Here is a 19,906-nt window from a genome sequence, read left to right as displayed (position 1 = left end):
TATTTCCACTCTTTATTGTAAGCGCTTTCTAAATAATCTATATGACAGCCTTAGTCCGGTCCCATCCCAAACTAAGGCTTGCATTGTTTAAACGGCAGCACTTGAGTGTACCAGCTCTTCGCCAATACTTTTACGTAAGCCCCATTTTTTTAATTTCTTAATCAAAGCCGTTCCATCTGTAAAAAACTCAATACCTGTAGAGGCCTGCCCTGGATAAAGCCTTGAGGTCATGACCTTCTCACCGCCATTGATAAACACCTCAATCGACGATTTATCGATAAAAATCCGCAAGTGAAGCTCATGATTTTTCAACTCAACAGGAGCTTTCCGAATGCCATCTAACCCTTTTCCCGTCTTATTGCGGTCAAGAGTTAAAAAACCTTCCTCCACATCATATTGCACAACCGTCTCTTCCCCTTGCTCTTTATTGACCCGTACTTTCAAGCCAAACATAGAGGACTCTTTTGCATTAAACGTTACATCGAGCTCAAGACAATCACCTGAGACGCCATCGAGTATTTTTTCGCCATCGATGAGAACATTTTCAAAGACCACCGTTTTCTCATTTCGTAATGATTCCACCTCTGGCATTGGTTTGCAGATGATCTTCCCATCTTGTATGAACAACTGCCGCGGCAGTGTCATCGCCCCTGCCCAATTAAATTCTTGTTCAGGCATTTCACTTTCCCACATCGCCATCCAAGCGATCATTACTCTCCGCCCTTGATTATCAATCGTCGTTTGCGGAGCATAGAAGTCAAAGCCATAATCAAGTAATTTGAAGCTGCCATGATCGAGCTTTCCTGTTTCATAATCGAGTTGGCCGATGACATACCCCGACTGGTGAAGATTAAGGTAAAGATCATTAGCCGGTTCCATCCCTTGCGGCGACATTACGAGGACATCACAGCCATCAAGGTAAAAGAGATCAGGACACTCCCACATAAATCCAAAGTTCCCTTCTCCTTTTGCTGCCACATTCACAAACTCCCACTCTAGTAAATTAGAAGAACGGTACAGGAGAACCTGCCCTGACTCGTCTTTTGTTCTGTTTCCTATGACACAATAATACTCGTCACCGCGCTTCCATACTTTCGGGTCGCGTATGTGATTGGGATGAATATCCCCATCAGGTGCTGCTCCAATAACCGGGTTATTCGCTAGCTTTTTAAAATTCACACCATCATCGCTGACAGCCAGACATTGGACTTGCTCTAAATCCGTATCATGGTTCTCCCCTGTCCAAATATGACCTGTGTACATCAGATAAAGCTTTCCATCTTTTTCAATCGCACTGCCTGAAAAACAACCATCTTTGTCATACTCTTCACTTGGCGCAAGCGCAACCGGCAGATGCTCCCACGTCGTTAAATCTTTGCTTTTCACATGTCCCCAATGCATCGGTCCCCAAAGAGCCGAATATGGATGATGCTGATAAAACAAATGGTACTCTCCGTTGTAGAAGCTAAATCCGTTTGGATCATTAATCCAATAAGCAGGTGCCGCTACATGATATTGGGGTCTCCAGTGGTTGGTATCCACCTCTTCCTTTATTTGATGTATCGATGCTGTTGCTTTCTTAACAGCTTCTTCATGTCGTATCATTTCGTACCTCCCATATATCATTTTTAACGTCTCTCTCTCGTTGCCGCCTATGCTCTTCTTGACCATCTTTCTTTCCCTCTTTCTCATCTAGAATCGGAGTGATCATCAAGATCGTCAACATCCCAATGAGACTAGCTCCATAAAACGGAATCATTCCTGGAATCGATCGAATCACCAAAGAGAATAAGCCTAATCCGGCAACAAACCCTCCAGTGCGAACCGGATGTAAAAAACTGACCATAAAAGCCCGCTTAATCGTGGCCCGCACCCCTTGAGGCCGAAGCGAAAAAACCGGCATGATATAGAGTGCCACGATGCAGTAAAGCAGAAACAAAAAGACCATTCCATACTGTAAAATCACGCGCAGCAGACCTTCCATTGCCTGAACAATCACCATATTTATCATCAACACTGCACCAACTGCGACAGTCGCGATCATCAACAGATTGGCTTTTACAAAGGACTGTTTATAGACAGAAGCGAAATATGAAAACGTTTTGCACTCTTCTGTTCTAACCCAGCATTTGAGAACGTATAGCATCGCAACCGTTGCTGGAAATACCCCGAATAGACCAAGACCCATTACAACAAACAGCAGCCATATGAGATTTAAAATGGCCAGTTTCATCAACCAGTCACAAACTTTGTATATCCCTCCTGCCACTCCACCTATTTGCATAGTTATCACCCCGTTTTACTTCACCTCATTTAAAGTGGGCAGGGCAGGTATCGCCCTGCGTCGTGTGGTTGTGATAGCCCCACATTTACCCGCAAACTGCCCCATTTCTACTACCTTTGTTACATTCGATAAAAAGACTTCTAGATCAATCCGTTTCGATTCGTTTTGCAAGAAATACCACAATCCGCCAACAAAAGCATCTCCAGCTCCAGTCGTATCTTGCGCATCAACCTTTACTACTTTTACCTCAAACATAGAGCCCGCAGTATAAATACTTGAACCTTTCGAACCTTTCGTCACGATGACAAGTTTATTCGCTCCGCTAAACAGGGTGAGGATGGCTTCTTGTTCCTCTTCAACACCCGTTAATAATAAAAGCTCTTCCTCACTGACTTTTACAATGTGCGCTCGGTTGAAATAACGACGGATATTCTCTTTTTCTGTTTCGGGATGATCCCAGAGGGGAAGCCGCACATTCGGGTCAAAACTGATGATGGCCCCTTTTTCTTCAGCTATACGAAACGCTTGGGCCGTCGCCTCTTTTACTGGATTATCGATCAGCGATACCGAAGTGAAAAATATCTCCTTCCTCAAACCATGCTTCCTCTATTTCGTCCGCAGTCAGCATCATGTCAGCAGATCGATCTCGGTAAAACATAAAATCTCTTTCGCCGTTTGCCTGATTGGAAACAAAAGCAAGCGCCGTTTTATACACATCACTTTTTACTAGAAAACGAGTATCCACACCCGCATTTCGCAGCTCCTTCTCAAGAAAATGACCGAAAGCATCATTTCCGACTTTCCCGATAAAGCTCGCCCTTCCTCCGAGCTTTGCAATTGCAGCCGCCACATTCGCCGGAGCACCGCCTGCTGCTTTTTCAAAATCCACGACTTCCTTTAAGGATTTTCCTTTTTCCTTTGGCAAAAAATCAATTAATAGTTCTCCTATGCTAATGACTTTTCCCAATCCCTGTCACTCCAATCACGTCTTGAACACCTTAGTTTTTCGAACCAGTATGGGTTAATCCTTGAATATAATATCTTTGTAAGAAAATAAAAATTAATAACATCGGAATCGTAGTGACCGTCAGTGCAGCCATCACCTGCCCCCATTGGATTGGTGGCTGGTTCATGAAATACTGAAGCCCGATTTGAATCGTTCTCATCCGATCCTCTGTCGCGACCACTAACGGCCATAAAAAATCATTCCAATGGTTAATAAACGTGAAAATAGCAACAGTTGCAAAGATCGGCTTGGATAGCGGTACAATGATCTTAAAAAAGATGCCGATTTGTGAACACCCGTCAATCTTCGCCGCTTCCTCAATTTCCTTTGGAAAATCTAAAAAGAACTGTCTGAATAAAAAGATACTAAAGGCATTGGCTACAAACGGAACAATTAAACCAGTATAGGTGTTGACCCAGCCAAGGTTATAAACGAGAACATAAAGCGGGAGGAAAATACTTTCAGGCGGAATAATCAATGTCGCAATGATTACAGCCAGCCAGAAATGACGAAGCGGAAAATGAAATCGCGCTAACGCATAACCTGCCATCGAATTGACAACTAACCCGCAAAACAATATCCCGATTGTATAAACTAAGCTATTTAACATATAACGAAACAAATCAACCCGCTGAAACGCCGCAATATAGTTGGCAAAATAGCCTCCTTCTGGCGCTGCCGGTGGTAAAAACGCCCTAATCGAACCAATATCTTCGAAAATTTGAAACTCATTTTTCAATGAAGAAACCAGCATCCAAATAAGAGGAAATAAGAAGAGAAACGCTAGGATCGTCATAAAGACGTATAGCATCGTATTTTTGATCAGCTTTCTTTTTCTCATGACGGTTACCCTCTTTCCTCTGCAACGACCTTACGTTGGATGATTGTAATGATTAAGACTAATATCGTGAAAATAACGGCCATCGATGACGCATAGCCAACATCACGGTAGTTAAAGCCAACTTCATAAATGTGATAAACAAGCGTTTTCGTTGATCCTAAAGGCCCGCCTTGGGTCATAATCATCGGTTGGACCAATAATTTCACAGCGGCAATCGTGATCGTCACGAAAATAAAAACGGAAACATTGCGCAGACCTGGCAATGTAATGTTCCAAAATTGCTGCCAGGGGGTTGCCCCATCAATCGAAGCAGCTTCATACAAATGCTTCGGAATATTTTGTAACCCAGCAAGGAAAATCAACATTTGAAATCCAGCCCCTTGCCATACCGACATCGCAATAATGGAATTCATCGCTTGATTAGGACTTGTTAAAAACGGCTGCGGCGAAATGCCAAACGCCCCTAGCATTTCGTTAATTAAGCCTTCATTTGGGTTATATAAAAACGTCCATAGGATTGATACAACAACTAATGACATCACGACTGGACTGAAATAAGCTGTACGGAAAACTACTTTCATTTTGATTTTCTGATTTATGAGTAACGCTAAACCTAACGCGACTGCCATTTGGATTGGCACAACGAGCAGAGCAAAATAAGCGGTATTTTTAAACGCCTGCTTAAACTCTGGATCTTGGAAAATATAAGTAAAGTTTTCAAGTCCAATAAATTGGATCTGATTTGGTTTTAGTAAATAAAAATCTGTAAAACTATAATAAAAAGCCATTCCCATCGGATAAAGTAAAAAGACCGTTAGCAATAGTAAGGCAGGCAGTAAAAATATATATCCATTGATTACCTCTTGTGACTTTTGAGTTTTCAAGTTAAAGCGAGCTTTTGTTTGTGCTCGTATTCGACTCTTTAGTTTTAAGTTTTTATCCACTTCCATTACCTATCACTCCACATCAAGGCATTTACCAGAGGGCGGCCCGAGTTTCCAGGCACCCTCTGAGTGATTTCAAAAAGGTAAAATGCAACCTTTTTCGAAAAATTTTTTTTACTTATTAAATCTACGTAGTTCGCGTTCTACGCGTTGAACTTGCTGGTCTAATACTTCTTGTGGATCTTCACCAAGCGCTGCTGCGTGCAGGGCTTGGGCAAATGCGTCTGTTAAAACCGGATAGGCTGGTGTTGTCGGACGAGCGTGTGCTGTATTTACCACTTGGTCACGCATCACCTTTTTCGGTAACTCGTTGTATGATTCCATGTTCTCAAACGCCGACTTACGAGCTGGAGGCATTCCTGTTACTTTTGATAAGCCAATGGTTGACTCTTCATTTGTCATCCATTGCATTACTTTATACGCTGCTTCTGGATGCTCTGCTTGGGATGAAACGGCATAAGCCATACTGCCTGATGGCGATTTCGGAACTTCGCTGTACGGATACGGCATCATGCCATAGTCCAATCCTGCATTTTCTGCAGAGAGCCCAATCCAAGGTCCTCCAAGAGCCATTGCCGCTTTCCCTGATTCAAACTGGGTTTCTGAAGGAGTTAAGCTGACAACGCCCTCTTCAAATAAACTCTTCACAAATTCCAGTGCTTCAACCGATTCGGGTCCATTTAAATAGCCGTCTACGGTCGTACCATCTTCTGAAATTAATGATCCGCCATTCGACCAAACAAACGGTGCTCCCATATAGGTGTACCACTCACCTACTCCATAATCCATAAACAAGTTCAATCCATAACGATCATCTGTTGTTAATTGCTTCGCTGCTGCCATAAACTCGTCCCACGTCCACGCTTCTTCAATGGTAGTCGGAGCTTCAATTCCTTCTGCTTCAAAAATTTCTTTATTATAATAAAGAACCACTGACGACTCCATGGCCCCTAAAGAATACAATTCGCCATTATACGTACCTTGTTCAATAATCGAATCAACAAAATCCGCGCGATCTTCTTCTGAGATGAACTCCGTTACAGGCGCGATAATATCGGCCTCGGCATAACTAGCAACGAAAGGACCGTCCAGCGCCAATACATCCGGTAGATTGCCAGCAACCAATGCCGCGTTTAAACTGTCGTTGTACGAGCTGCCACCATCATCCATGACCACCTCAACATTGATATGGATCTCGCTTTCATGGACTTCGTTAAACGCTGCAACCCGATCTAAATTGTAGTTCGTCTCACCTTCACCAGACTGGTGAATCCACATATCCAGTTCGATCACACCTGCAACCTCTTCCGGGGCGCTATCGCTTTCATTTACAACATCTTGATTGTTGCTGCAACCTGCTGCCATTAAACTAATAATCAACATCATTCCAAAGATCAGTCTTGCTTTACTCACTGTAATTCCCCCCTACTTTTTTTTCAAAAACTATTAACCTTACAAAGCAAAGTGAACCTTTACAGCCCTCTTTGAAAGAGCTTACACAAAGTATATAAGCAGACACATATATGTGTCAAACGTTTTCACACAAATTATTATTAAAATTTTCCAATTATATTCCTTTAAACCCCTGTTATTACAGCAAAAGTCTATATTTCAATTCTAATTATCTACTATTCCCACTTAAGAAAATCACTATAAGTAAGAATACGTTACCACACTAATATCAGTTTAATGTTAGAATTCTAATATATCACTAAAAATCCGCCTACTATTCTCATAAAAAACTAGATATAACTCATCTTCACCTTCTTTTCATTCAAAAAATATATGTCATACGTTACCACATTTATGATACACTATTAACATCCTTATCAATATTTATGGAACACGAAATACTTTTTCTTGTTTATTTCTGTCATTGTTTGTTACTTTAAAGATAAGAACGTTTACATACACTAAAGAATTCTTAGACAAAGGAGATCGCTATGGTAAGTATAAAAGATGTTGCAAAAGAGGCTGGTGTCTCAGTCACGACTGTGTCACGTGTCATAAATAATAGAGGCTATATCGGGAAAGAGACACGAAAGAAAGTCGAAAAGGCCATGGCTGCTATTGATTATTCTCCAAATCAAATTGCCCGCGCACTTCAAAGAAGTCAGTCGTATCTCCTAGGAGTGATCGTTCCTGATTCTGAACATCCGTTTTTTGCTGAACTTATTAAAAACATTGAGTTATTCGCTTATCAGCACAACTATAAAATTCTGCTCTGCAACTCATTGGATGAGGCTGAAAAAGAAGCGAATTACATAGGCATGCTGAAAGAAAATCGTGTCGATGGCATTATTATGTGTAGCCAAACGCTGGATATTGAAGAATATAAAAAGGTGAAGCTACCGATCGTATCGTTTGATCGAATTATGTCAAACAGCATCCCTTATGTAGGATCAGATAACTTGAACGGGGGCACGATTGCGACTCAACATTTAATTGAAAGCGGTTGTAAACAATTACTCCACATATCTGGTCCACTCGATATTGATGTGCTGCCAAATAGGCGTGCTGATGCTTTTAAATTAACTTGTATGAAACACGAGATTCCTTTTAAGGTAATTGAGCAAGAATACAGTCGAAAAGCTTTCTCTCTTTACAAAAACTATGAGACATTCATTGAAGAACAAGTAGCCGATGAGCTTGCCAAATATGATGGTGTATTTTGCAGCAATGATATGCTGGCATACGCTCTATATATTCACGCCAAGAAAAACAACATTCCAGTCCCTGATCAATTAAAAATTGTAGGCTATGACTATATGTCCTTTACACGTATACTTCAAGATCCGAAGCTAACAACCATAAAGCAGCCAGCAGACCGCCTTGGACGGGAGCTATGTTCAACGTTAGTCAAGATGATTGAGGACAAGGAAGGTTACAAGCCGAATAACACGATTGTGGATGTCGAGCTGATAAAAGGTGACACGACGTAATGACCCCGCGCTTTGATCGGGCACCTTTGAATGGAAAAAGGGTCAGTCCCCCGTACGCAATTGGGGTCTGACCCTTTTTTTAATAGGCGCTTCCCATTCTCCACACATTCATTTTCTTCACTTCCGACTCTCCTTCTGAAAATAATTCTAAGAAAAGGGAATCGTCTCTTGATGGGTAGACGCGTGTTGTTAAACTATTTACGCCATTTATATAAGCTTCCACCATAGAACGGTCAAGAAAGACACGGAGACGTAAAAGATCGCCTTCAAACTCAACCTTTCCTCCTTGAATCCCTTTTTCCACATGATCTGAAAGACTAGAGCGCTCGCGATCGACATTCATCGTTTGTTCATCAAAACGATAAAATAGAAGCGTTTCTTCCTTCTGATCTGGTGATTGCCTTATTTTTATCCCTACTTTTTGAGCTGCTTTTCTTTCTATTTCCAATTCAATTTCAAGCATGTCTCCACTTAGGTCTGCTATTTGTTGGTTCACATCTTCTATCGTAGCAGGAGTGTTAAGTGCATAAAGGTGCTCTTCTCTTAAACGTTCTACTTCCTGAACCGGTTCCACCCCTAAACGATGGTCGTTACGAAGCGAAAGGACAATTGGTAAGCCGGCATTGTGAGCCCACCCAGCATTGTACCGGCTTTCTTCGGTTCTTCTATCCTGTGCAATCGAAAACACAATGGCTCGGCCTTGACCATCGACCATTCCGCTTGGTCCTGTAAAGTGTTCACCGACATCTAGCAGATTCGGCTCCTCATTATCAGGGATAAACTGATAATTTTCCCCATCCCAAGAACCGATCCAATACCAGACATATTTCACCGCATGTTCACTATCGACGTCAAACCATGGATTAATGAGAAAGACATATTTTTCTTCGCCATTATCGTTTTCCCCAATCGGTAATAGCACGGGAAGCTCCCACACATCCCCCGTTTTTGGATAGTCAAGGACATTGCCGATCATTAGAGGATGCTCATACTGCCAATCGATTAAATTTTCTGATGTATAAACAAGCGCCGTTCCTCCAACTGATTCCTCGCCATTTTTGATTCCTGAACCAACAAGCTGGACCCATTTATCTCCAGATTTAAAAACAAACGGATCCCTAAATTGCCCATGCCAAACCGTTCCTTTTTCCGTTTGAATCTCTTCTTCTTGAATGGTGACAGGTTCTGGGTGCTTGATCCAATTCTCTAAGTCAGGATGTTGATCCTCTAAAAACGTACTTCTTGCTAAACCCGTCATTTGATTAGGCATCATACTGTCATTCCCTGCGGTAAAAAATAACGCCGGGTTGCCTTCATCATCAATAATCGAATCTCCGGACCATACACCATCAGGGTCGACTTGACCGGCTTCAGGGGCTAAGGCAATCGGCAAGTCTCTCCAGTGAATCAGATCATCACTGACAGCATGTCCCCAGTGAATACCGCCCCAATAAGGTCCCGCTGGATTAAACTGATAAAATAAATGGTACTGTCCATTAAAATAAAGCGGAGCATGGGGTTCATTCATCCAATGCTCTGGGGGTGTAAAATGAAACTGAGGTCGATGGCGATCACCATCATATCTGCTTCTTTCCCAGGCAAGTTCAACGCTTGGGTCAGGAAGCTCACCAACTTGAGCAAAGCGTTCCTTAACAAAAGCAGGTTCAATTGCCTTTTGATAAATGGTCACCTCATCTATCAACCCATTAAACATACTCGCATCAAAAGTATCACTTATTTTAGCAGGGGCATTATTTTTTCCGATTCGAAGTTCTTGATCAGGTAAGGCGATCTGAGTATGAGGCGGAACCTCTAGATGGCCTGCTTGTTCACCATTCCGATAAAGGACGGCTTCATTTCGTTCTTTAGAAAAAACAGCAACAAGATGGGACCATTCATTGCGCGGAAGTCTAAATTCCTCATCTGCCCATACTTCTAGCCATTCCTCCCCTGTCCCGAATTGGAACGACCAAGCTCCATGACGAAACACACCTAATTGAATGCCTTGATTTTCTTCTTGGTTGTGATAACTAAGAATCGAAGAAAGCTTTCCCTCATTTCCCCACTCAAATGCTCGAGGTGCTACCCAAGCTTCAATAGTCATCGCATCTTCTGGGATATCTAATGTCGATGCATCTACTGATACCCAAGTTGAGTATCCATCAAACAATAAAGCATTTCCTGAAATCCCCTGCTTCCATAGAGGATCACTGTTTGGTTTATCAACTGCGTTATTAAACACATAATGAATGTGGTGTTCTTGATTGGAACGTGCTTCAACAGTTGTTGTTCCTGTTCCTTCATCAAATGTCCAGAAGGCAGTCACACCCTCTAAAGATTCATCTTCTTCTCGAAGTTCCTCTTCCACTTGCTCTTGCTCGTCATTTGAATTACTTATAACAAACCAGATGACCAGCGCTATAACAATCATAAATAAAATTACGTGATAACGTTTCATGATGCTCCTCTCTTTCTTATATGAAAACTAGTTGAAAGCAGCCTCTCACTTTTTCTCATAAGCTGTTTTCGCATACTTTGTTCTTCACGAGTTCAATGATAAGGATCATTCGTTTCCCGGCAGATACACCAGTGCTACAATAGAAGCGACTATAATAGAAAGAACTATCACCTCTGCTAAAAAATATTTGCCATTCTTATCTTCTTTTACATTTTATTTTAAATACCCTCCAATTAAACTCCATCTCTTGAACAAAGCCTAAGCTATATTCTCTTTAACATGAACAAAATGGTCAGCTAATAGCTTGTACGATTAGCCGACCATTCTATACTCATTCCCTTATTTGATCCATCCCTGTGGTCTTTCTCTCTTAATTTCCGTACGATCACCATCAATAGAGATCTCTACGGTCGGAGCCATCGTCCCACCCCAGTGTTCGAACTGGAATTCTGGAGACTGGTGGCCGACCTCATTAATATCCATGTCACCTAGATCACCAAAATGCGCAAAAGAGATAACCTCTAAACTAGGCAGTACAAGCCATGAATACGCTTGATATGGATTTTCTGGAGGATTGGCGATAACAAGTCCGCTCCCGTTTAGGGGCTTATATCCTCCGATTAGCGTGTCCGAAACGAATCCGTATAACCCTTCTGGACCTTCAAGCCCCGGAGCATACTTATTAATGTGAGTGTCGGTAAATAGATAATACTTATCGTCCTTCACAATAATATGTGGACGCTCCAACTCATCGTTCACACATTTAGCCTCCATTAAAGGAGGAAGCATTTTAATGTTAGAGAAATCGCCGTTAACCACTTCGGAAATGCCGATGTTGCCGTTGAAGTGTTCAGAACCGTTTGGTGCCGTGTGCTCAGGGCTGCCAAAATATTCAGGTTTGCACGTACGTTCAGAAACCGCTCCACCTGAGTTACCTTCAAAAACAATATATTCCTTGCTCGTTTTAGGATCTTTAAACCACTGTGGATCCCGGAACGCATAACCGCTATATCCGCCCTCTATAGCTTGCTCATAAGATTGGTAGTGCTCTCCGTCTGGCTCAAATAAAATGCTGTGTTCGTCCCAATTCTCGAACCTAATGCCGTCTTTATCGGCGGTAACGTCACCTATAGACATGGCCATACGCTGCTCATACGTTAACCTTTCTTCGCCATTTCTACCTGTTGCTGTGTAAAAAGCGTAGATTTTACCTTTATCAAACATAGCCGAACCTGCCCATTCTCTGGAACCAAGCGAATCTCCATCTGGGAACAGTTCACCGCCTAGCGTCCAATCCTTCCCGTTACGGGAATAAAAGTATTGAATTTTAGCAATGTCGTGGACTTTACCCGGCAGCACATCACTTGGTGCAGTTAGTGCAAAGAGTACTTTATAGCCTTTAACTCTCGCGATATTACCGTCACGGTCAGTAAGTGGCCACGAATCCCAAATATGATAGTCAGACGTCATTTTTTCTAACTCCTTGATGTCCGTATATGGCAAGGTATTGCTTTTATCTAACTTGATTTGCGAAGCTTGTTCACGAGTCCAGTTAACAGTCGTGTCTGTGACCTCCGCCTGAACAGGATTAAAGACGGAAACAGCAAAGGTGATCGCCAAAGCGAGACTCGCTAGAGCTTTCCTCTTTTTTCGAACACTTTTTTTGATAGTCATGTGATTGCTCCTTTGTTTTAATAATTTTCGTTCATCAGTAACATATTCACCCTACTTACCTTAAAGATCTACCGTAAGGACCGAATGGCTTGATTTCCCCCGCTTGCATTTCTTTCACAATCTTTGTTTTATCACCGTCAAAGGACACCTTTAGCGTCGGTGCAAATGTTCCACCAAATTTAACTTGACCATTTTCATCTAAAGGTTCATTAATGAAGCTGATGACCTGACCATCTGGAGCCGCCCACCAAGAATAAGCTTGAAACGGTTTTTCTGCTGGATTGGCAACCACGAGACCTGTGCCGTTGACTGGCTTATAATCTGTACGCAAGCCTCCCTCTCCGACAAATCCGTACAATCCATCGGGACCGGTTAAACCTGGTGCAAACGTAAATTCATGACTGATTGTAAGCAGGTAGTAAGTGTCGTCTTTTACCACAACATGCGGACGTTCTAACTGATGGTTAACCCCAACCGACTCAAGAAGTGGAGGTAATATTTCTAGCTTAGTTACGTCGTTATCAAGCACTTTTGCAATCCCGATATTTCCGTTGTAAAATTTCGCATGCTCCGGAACGTTATGAGTTTCGCGGTATTCTTTATCCCCGATATTTTCAGGTTTGATATGATTTCTATTGGCGCCAGCCTGACCTTCCCAAATAATGTATTCTTCGCCTGTATTCGGATCTTTGAAGAAAAACGGATCGCGGAACCCCGTGATGATATTTCCGTGCTCTTGGAACTGTTCGATCGTTTCATAATGATGGCCGTCTGCTTCAAGAAGAATTTGGTGAGTACCTTCATTCGTCAGATGAACGCCATTTTTATCTGCACTGATATCAAAGGTCGTCTTAGCGAGGCGCTGCTCGGCTCTTTGCACCCATTCGTCTTTATTAAATTCTTTACCACCATTAGCATTCATATCAGTAGTAGCTGTATAAAAGAAATGCACTTTTCCTTTTTCGTCCAACATAGCTGAACCAGCCCATTGCATGTGTCCTAACGCCTTGTCATAATCGTATGGAATTCCAGCATACGTCCAATCTTTACCGTTTCTAGAGTAGAACATGCCGATTCTTGCTTCAGTATGACGGTCATGCCAAGTATAAGTACGCGGTGCAACCAATGCGAAGGCGATTCTGTAACCTTTCACGTTCGCAAGGGAACCGTCTCTGTTTTGAAGCGGCCATGTATCCCAAACCCACACATCCGGTGCTACGTCTTCAAAGTCCGAATCGATGATTGGGGCTGTCGTCTCTTCCGTCAGAGCCACTTTCTCTGCTTGCTGTCTAGACCATATTGATGTGTAATCATCCTCAATATTCCAGCTAGAACTCGCAGCGACGCTAATGCTTGTCAGACTGCTTGCTAAAATCGCCGCACACAAAACTAATTTTCCTACCTTTTTACGAATTTTGATTTTCATTTGTTTTCCCTCTCTTTAATTGATTAATATTTATTCATTTACAAACAACTATTTTTTCATTATTGCCTCCCTTCATTTTTGATGGATAACAGACCTAAAAGGTTCATAGATTCCCTTAAGAGTATTATTCGTCTAATAGATCTTAGGGTTTCCTTTAGAAAACCAGTAACGTCTCCACCACCTGTTGTTCATATATTGAATTATAATTAAATCTACCTTTTGGAAATACGGTTTAAATTGAGGAAAAATTAGTCTTAAATTGATCCTGGGGAAGTAACGGAACAGTTCTCATGCTAGATTTGTTGTGCAGTGGTATGGGGGTTTTATATTTACTAGAAACTCTAGGCATTATGAAATTTAATTGCTGATAAGGAAGTTGTTTGAGTCGGACATGCTATTTATTGAGGGAGGATTTTTTCAAGAAGTGTAATTAGGCTTTTGTAGAATCTAGCATATACTATTTTATAGCATATTCATCGTTTTTGGTGGCTAAGGAAGCAGGAGAGAATATCTCCCTGCCGTGCTCCACCTATCCTTCAGATTTTATTACTAACTTAACAAAAGATTGAGCTATGTAAATAAAGTCCTGCTCTATTTCATCAGAAGAACAGGACTTGTTTAACTTCGATCAGATTCGGAGAGTGATAAATATGAGGAGCAAATCTAAGAAAGCACAAGCCCCCCCCCCGCTTCCGTCATTTCCTTGCAGCCTTTTCCCAAGACTTCTGCAACTCTTGCAGCAGTTGATCATGATTAATCCGTTTATCGATATAAGCTTGCATGGCGAGCCCGAACTCATGGTCGAACTCATCCCTAGCTCCCCCCGGGTATTTAAACCAGTTGAAGGACAACGTCTTCCCATCCTTGGCATAAAGAATAATATCGTTTGCGAGCGGTCCTAAGTCGTTTGTCTCAATATGTTTAAACGCCGGGATAAATTTGAATTGTTCGGTAATAAACTGTTTTCCTTCTTCAGAAGAAACCATCCAGTTTAAAAATTTCTTTGCTTCTTTCTTCTTTTCAGGGGGCGATTGTTTATTCACGACCCAGTAATTAGGGACACCGACCGCTAAGGCATCGTTTTTAGGGTCGTCATTTATCGCGATTGGCAGAAATCCTATGTTCATCTTTGGCGATTGTTGATCGAGCATCGGTTGAATCCAGTTACCTTGCTGTATCATCGCTGCTCTCTCAGTGGCAAATAGGTTCACTTCCATGTTGTAATCTGTAGTCAACGGATTTTCGTTTCCGTACCTAATTGATACATCCAACAACCTGACTAGGTCTTTAAATGTTTGATTATGTTCAATGTCTAGCGTTCTGTCATTCAGGCCTTTAATAAAGGCATCGGGGTCTTCCTGTTGAGCAAAGGCAATATTTATAAGGTGGCCTAATTTCCACTTTTCATAATATCCGATTGCAAAAGGGGTGATGCCTGCCGCTTCCAATTTTTCAGCTGCTGCGATTAATTCAGTAAGTGTTTTGGGCAACGTTTCAATGCCTGCCTCTTTAAATAAATCTTTATTGTAAATGAATCCGTACCCTTCAAGGCTTATTGGCATTCCGTAAATGTTGTCATCAAATGTCATTGGTGCTAGTGCCTCTTCTAATGCATATTCAATCCATGGTTGATCAGAAAGGTCTTCCAAATACTCACTCCACATTTTAGCCTCTTCGTATCCACCGTTCGTAAAGATATCAGGACCTTTTCCGGCAGCTAACTGTGCGATTAGATCGGTACGGTCATCGACTCCTCCGCCTACGGTACGAACGATTAGTTCCACGCCTTGATTTTCCTTCTCATAAGCTTGAATCATCTTTTCAAACTGTGTGGAAATTTCGACTTTCCGATTCCACACTTCCAACGTAATTTTTTGATCTTCACTTATCGTTTCCTTTTTCACTATTTCATTGCCAGCTTCGCACGCGAAAAGTGAGAGAATGAGGATACCAATCCAAAACAATAGCAACATCTTTTTATTCATCTTTTCCCCCTCAAGTAATCTTACTATTTATAAACACTCCCTTGTTTTAAAAGCCGAAACGAATCTATTTAAACTTTTCTGTTTTGCCTTTTCTTCCTATCCCGGTACTGAATCGGTGTCATTCCAACCATTTTTTTGAATAGCTTCGAAAAGAAGTTTCCGTCCTGATACCCAAGCTTTATTGAAATCGAGTACACCTTTTCGTCCGTTTGAATTAACCACTGTTTCGCTTGTTCAATTCTAAGTTGAGTGACATATCCAGACAAGGTCACACCTTTCTCTTGTTTGAATCTTCTTGAGATATGTTCGCGACTCAGGAAAAAGCGGTTGGACAGTTTTTCTAAACTCAACTCTTCTCTATAATACTTGTCCACATAAGCGACAATGTCATGCATGCGCATCTTATCATCAACATGGGTCAATCGGTTTATGGATTTGAAGTTTAGATCGTCCATCTCCCTTTGCGCAGCTTGATAGGACGAAGGCAGTTCTTCCAATAATATCAATGGAATACTAACATAACGAATGGGAATATCAAAGTGAAGGCTGATCCACTCTTCTATCGCTAACCACTTACCAGGTAAAGTCATAACGACACAGAGATGATGATCATTCAATAACGCAAAGGCATTTCCCCACTTACGATCACAAAGCTCCTTACCCAACAACTGAATATAAGAATCCAAATCGTGCATCTGGTAAAAGGAAATTAAAGCAAGATCGTATCTATCAGCTTGTGGAAGACACAATGAAATTTGTTCGGCATCAAAAGGTTCGCCATTACAAGCTTGCGTTACCACCCGGTTCAAACGCAAGCTTTTGACATCTTCATAGATGCCCGACTCTTTGTTTTGGCGTTCCTCCTCTTCACTTTTCCAAGCATTCACAGCACCGGACAATGCTTGATTGAGCGCATCAACTTCAATCGGTTTCAACAAATAATCGAAGCTGCTGTACTGAATCGCTTTACGCATGAATGAATAGTCGTCACACACCGTAACCATAATCACTTTACCCGGATAGGAGAGCGCATCTAGCCACTCGATTAATTCAATCCCACTCATTTCGGGCATTTTCACGTCTGTAAAAATGATTTCCGGCGTTTCCCGTTCAATCAACCTTTTTGCCTCTTTGCCATTGTTTGCTTCCAATACCGTCGTAATCCCATATGTTTGCCACTGTCCCAAGGAACGAATGACATCCCGCACATTGAATTCATCATCCACCAACAGAGCTTTCATGTCTTTCTTCCTCCTTTGCACGTAATGGAATCTTAAGCCTCACGGAAAAGCCTTGTCCTTGCTTCTTATCTATTTCCAGTCCTGCTCCCGGTCCGTAATTTAGAACTAATCGTTCTTGGATATTTTTCAGACCGATATGCTCGTTTGAATCGGTTCCTTCATCACCGGGCTTATAGGTTTTTTCTCTTAACGCCTTTAACTCTTCATCCGTTGGACTCGGTCCATCATTTTCAACAACCAGATATAAATATTCTTCTCGTATTTCGCCATAAACGTGCAAATGAGCATCATAAACTCCCTCTTCATAACAGTGTTTAAAGAAATTTTCAACGAGCGGTTGTAGAATCATACTCGGAACTCTAATATCAAGAATCGTTTCGTGTATATTAATCGAGTAGCTTAAACTCGTTCGAAAACGCTCCATTTGAAGATCCAAATAGGCTTTTATATAATCCACTTCACTTTGAACCGTCACCCATTGATCTGCACGAATGGAGTATCGCATCATTCGAGAGAGGGACGTCACATATTTATACACATCCGGAGAATTAGACCTTAAAGCAACCGCACCGATAGACTGTAATGAATTATATAAGAAGTGCGGATTCACTTGAGACTTTAGAGCCTTAAACTGGTTCTTCCTATTTTCAATCTCCAATTTATATTCACGTTCAATGTGAAGATTAATTCGGTCCATCATACCCTTTATATGCTTTTCTAGATGGCCAATTTCATCTTCTCGTTGATCATCAAACAGAACGTCCTTATCCATATTCTCGCCCTCAATTTTCCGCACTTTCCGGCTAAGGAGTTTGATCGGACGAGTAATTTTGTAAGAAATAATGACAACCATCAACAAACCCAAAAATACTACTCCCACACCGACTATGATATTTGCATGGGCGGTTTGCCTCACCTCATTGAATAAGAACTCGCTCGGGGTGATTTTAACTAATTCCCATTGATCTAAAGGCCCTGACAAGGTTTTGGACAAAATAATATCCCCATCATCAGAGTATATTTCCTCTTGATTGATCTTTGACCGTATTACGGTAGGGATAGGTTTTCCGATCAAGTCTTGATCACTTGCATAAATGATCAAACCATCGGAATCCATTAAGAATGCCGACTCTTTCCCCCCTTGGATGAGACGATTACTGATACGGATATATTCATCCATATCGATATCAATCGTAATGATGCCAAGAAGTTCATTTGACAGGACATCCATGACTTTATGATGAATCGTCAAAACCATCGTATTATCCGACTGGGGGATGATCGCGGCATCGGTATAATTCTCAATCTGATGCGGCGGCTCAATCACAAAATTCCCGTCAGAGTTTACGAGATCCTGAATAGAGCTTTGCTTCAATAAATCCGGTTGATGCTTTCGGGCACTTATCATCGCATTATAAACAGAAAACGAATTTTCTTCGTTCGCAATATAATACCGGACTTGGCGGATTTCTCTTCGCATCAAATAAAAAGTCTTCAGGGCTTTTTCAATAATCAACGGGTTCGAATAAACAGAATTTTCAACATCACTGTCTGAAATTCGAAATAAATCAGGATTTCGATACAGCATATACGGAAGTTGAATTATGTCCTGAAAATATTGTTCGAGATGTTCCGACACCTCTTGTATTTGATGATGACTGCTTGCAAGCTCATACTGCTCTATATTCTTCTTCGTATAACCATAAATCAAAAGCACAGATAAGAAATACGGGAAGATGATAAACAGAATAAGCATAATCAAGAGCCGACTTTGAATGCTTTTCACTAAAATAAAGCTCCTTTCACTAAAAAACGATTGCCTTGTAGTCTGCAATCGTTCTTACCTAACGCTACTCCTAGCCACTCAGAAGGAAATATCAAAACAATTGAATGTTGCTCACCGTTTCGAATTCAACCCAAACATAGTTAGCCGTTGGGTACAACTATTTGGAAACGGCAAGGATGAGAGATGCAAACAACCAATTTATAAACCTCAGAAGCTAATAAACGATCTTAAGAGAATGACTCCGTCCCTAAAGTAATGTTAGCCCATCGTCTGACTTAATATTCTGTTTATTGTGAAAGGCTGCTCATTTAATAAATCTGCTTAGTTTCTTTTCCGGTCATTCTATAACCTCTCTTTCAAAACGCCCCGCCCACCTTTCAGGTCTCACTCAAAGTTAGGATGACAGATTTAGGTACTGACATATTTTATAAACTTCTTTAGAGAATACCATAAACTGCAAAGTCCTTGTATTTACTTAGCGCAGATAGAACCATATGTATGACTGTTGATTATTGTCCCACCATACTAAAATCACATATTTTTACCATAAGATGTATTATTTCACTTCTAAAGGAGTGTGACTAAACATGGGGACGGTTCTTTTGCTTTTAGAACCCTCCTTTTTACATTTATCGCACTAATTTCTCACAGCAAGGACTTTTTTTGAGCGGGTTTCATTTAATATAGAAGAAATTTAAGAGTTAGATCGATTATAGGGTCTAAACGTAAATGATTCGGATGTATCGACCAAAACATTACGGGAGCAATTTAATGGTTGGAGGTATATAACTTATACTTTTTCTCATTAATTAGAGGATCAATAGATTATCAAATTCTTCTGTACTCCAAATAGGAAGTGCTGGGATGATGAAAGCATTATCCAACTACCTACTTGCACCATGAAATTCATTTTTGTAATATTCTATTGTTGCTAGCCTTAAGCTTTTCAAATAGCAGTTCCTAAAAATTTATTTAAAAGCTTCTTCATCCCTCATGGTCTTCCGAGTCATTTTTAATTCCTCTTCGGTTACTTCTTCACGTCTTCCCACAACAACAACTTCCTAAAAAGCAGCATGTTCATCGTAAAAAACACAAATAAAAAAAGACCTCAACATAATCGTTGAAGTCTTGATATTATTGGGTTCTTGATACCGGTGGTCGGGGTCGAACCGACACTCCAGAAGGAACACGATTTTGAGTCGTGCGCGTCTGCCAATTCCGCCACACCGGCATAAAAAAAAGAATGGTGCGCCCTGAGAGATTCGAACTCCCGACCTTTTGATTCGTAGTCAAACACTCTATCCAGCTGAGCTAAGGGC

General features: G+C 41.3%; 15 protein-coding genes and 1 tRNA gene. 2 read left to right on the top strand and 14 right to left on the bottom strand.

Translation table 11 applies throughout. The features are described from left to right. Positions 1–87: 87 nt before the first annotated feature. The 7 genes from RYX56_RS17535 to RYX56_RS17510 form a co-directional block, all read right to left on the bottom strand. Positions 88–1,605, bottom strand: a complete 1,518-nt coding sequence (locus RYX56_RS17535) for a glycoside hydrolase family 32 protein (protein ID WP_317123344.1) — start codon at positions 1,603–1,605, stop codon at positions 88–90. Beyond that, the gene (locus RYX56_RS17530) at positions 1,592–2,284 is read right to left on the bottom strand and encodes a YesL family protein (RefSeq protein ID WP_317123466.1); all 693 of its coding nucleotides are present in this window, start codon (positions 2,282–2,284) and stop codon (positions 1,592–1,594) included. The genes RYX56_RS17535 and RYX56_RS17530 overlap by 14 nt, the downstream gene beginning before the upstream one ends. Before the next feature lie 15 nt (positions 2,285–2,299). Then, the gene (locus tag RYX56_RS25770; protein ID WP_336623180.1) at positions 2,300–2,878 is read right to left on the bottom strand and encodes a PfkB family carbohydrate kinase; all 579 of its coding nucleotides are present in this window, start codon (positions 2,876–2,878) and stop codon (positions 2,300–2,302) included. Further along, positions 2,835–3,251 carry a PfkB family carbohydrate kinase gene (locus tag RYX56_RS25765; protein ID WP_336623179.1) on the bottom strand — a complete coding sequence of 139 codons (417 nt, stop codon included), beginning with the start codon at positions 3,249–3,251 and terminating at the stop codon, positions 2,835–2,837. The genes RYX56_RS25770 and RYX56_RS25765 overlap by 44 nt, the downstream gene beginning before the upstream one ends. Before the next feature lie 31 nt (positions 3,252–3,282). Continuing rightward, positions 3,283–4,131 (bottom strand): carbohydrate ABC transporter permease, encoded by an 849-nt coding sequence (locus RYX56_RS17520; protein WP_317123343.1) that lies wholly within the window; start codon positions 4,129–4,131, stop codon positions 3,283–3,285. A gap of 5 nt (positions 4,132–4,136) precedes the next feature. Further along, complete coding sequence (locus RYX56_RS17515) at positions 4,137–5,081, bottom strand: carbohydrate ABC transporter permease (RefSeq protein WP_317123342.1); 945 nt, start codon at positions 5,079–5,081, stop codon at positions 4,137–4,139. A 108-nt stretch (positions 5,082–5,189) separates the two neighbouring features. Then, entirely contained in the window at positions 5,190–6,488 is a 1,299-nt protein-coding gene (locus tag RYX56_RS17510; RefSeq protein ID WP_317123341.1) for an ABC transporter substrate-binding protein, read from the bottom strand. 530 nt (positions 6,489–7,018) lie between these two features. Between RYX56_RS17510 and RYX56_RS17505 the strand changes: the two genes are divergently transcribed. Further along, positions 7,019–8,017 carry a LacI family DNA-binding transcriptional regulator gene (locus RYX56_RS17505; protein ID WP_317123340.1) on the top strand — a complete coding sequence of 333 codons (999 nt, stop codon included), beginning with the start codon at positions 7,019–7,021 and terminating at the stop codon, positions 8,015–8,017. 79 nt (positions 8,018–8,096) lie between these two features. Here RYX56_RS17505 and RYX56_RS17500 read toward each other — a convergent pair whose 3' ends face one another. The 6 genes from RYX56_RS17500 to RYX56_RS17475 form a co-directional block, all read right to left on the bottom strand. Then, entirely contained in the window at positions 8,097–10,475 is a 2,379-nt protein-coding gene (locus RYX56_RS17500; protein ID WP_317123339.1) for a GH32 C-terminal domain-containing protein, read from the bottom strand. Between the two features lie 339 nt (positions 10,476–10,814). Continuing rightward, positions 10,815–12,149 (bottom strand): glycoside hydrolase family 68 protein, encoded by a 1,335-nt coding sequence (locus tag RYX56_RS17495; protein ID WP_317123338.1) that lies wholly within the window; start codon positions 12,147–12,149, stop codon positions 10,815–10,817. A gap of 55 nt (positions 12,150–12,204) precedes the next feature. Beyond that, on the bottom strand, positions 12,205–13,536 hold the full coding sequence (locus tag RYX56_RS17490; RefSeq protein WP_317123337.1) for a glycoside hydrolase family 68 protein: 1,332 nt from the start codon (positions 13,534–13,536) through the stop codon (positions 12,205–12,207). Between the two features lie 734 nt (positions 13,537–14,270). Then, entirely contained in the window at positions 14,271–15,560 is a 1,290-nt protein-coding gene (locus RYX56_RS17485; RefSeq protein WP_317123336.1) for an ABC transporter substrate-binding protein, read from the bottom strand. A 68-nt stretch (positions 15,561–15,628) separates the two neighbouring features. Next, on the bottom strand, positions 15,629–16,801 hold the full coding sequence (locus tag RYX56_RS17480; RefSeq protein ID WP_317123335.1) for a response regulator: 1,173 nt from the start codon (positions 16,799–16,801) through the stop codon (positions 15,629–15,631). Then, entirely contained in the window at positions 16,779–18,587 is a 1,809-nt protein-coding gene (locus tag RYX56_RS17475; RefSeq protein WP_317123334.1) for a cache domain-containing sensor histidine kinase, read from the bottom strand. Before RYX56_RS17475 ends, RYX56_RS17480 begins: the two co-directional genes overlap by 23 nt. Positions 18,588–19,403: 816 nt before the next feature. On the opposite strand from RYX56_RS17475, the gene RYX56_RS25835 reads away from it, so the two are divergent. Next, the gene (locus RYX56_RS25835; RefSeq protein ID WP_369293553.1) at positions 19,404–19,490 is read left to right on the top strand and encodes a spore germination protein GerPB; all 87 of its coding nucleotides are present in this window, start codon (positions 19,404–19,406) and stop codon (positions 19,488–19,490) included. A 246-nt stretch (positions 19,491–19,736) separates the two neighbouring features. On the opposite strand, the gene RYX56_RS17470 is transcribed toward RYX56_RS25835, so the two are convergent. Continuing rightward, positions 19,737–19,818 (bottom strand) — tRNA-Leu (locus RYX56_RS17470). Positions 19,819–19,906 lie beyond the last annotated feature (88 nt).

It is taken from the genome of Alkalihalophilus lindianensis (assembly GCF_032843265.1).
Taxonomy (GTDB): domain Bacteria; phylum Bacillota; class Bacilli; order Bacillales; family Bacillaceae_D; genus Alkalihalophilus; species Alkalihalophilus lindianensis.
Note: the sequence above shows the minus strand (reverse complement) of the source record. Positions and strands in the feature narration are given on the sequence as shown.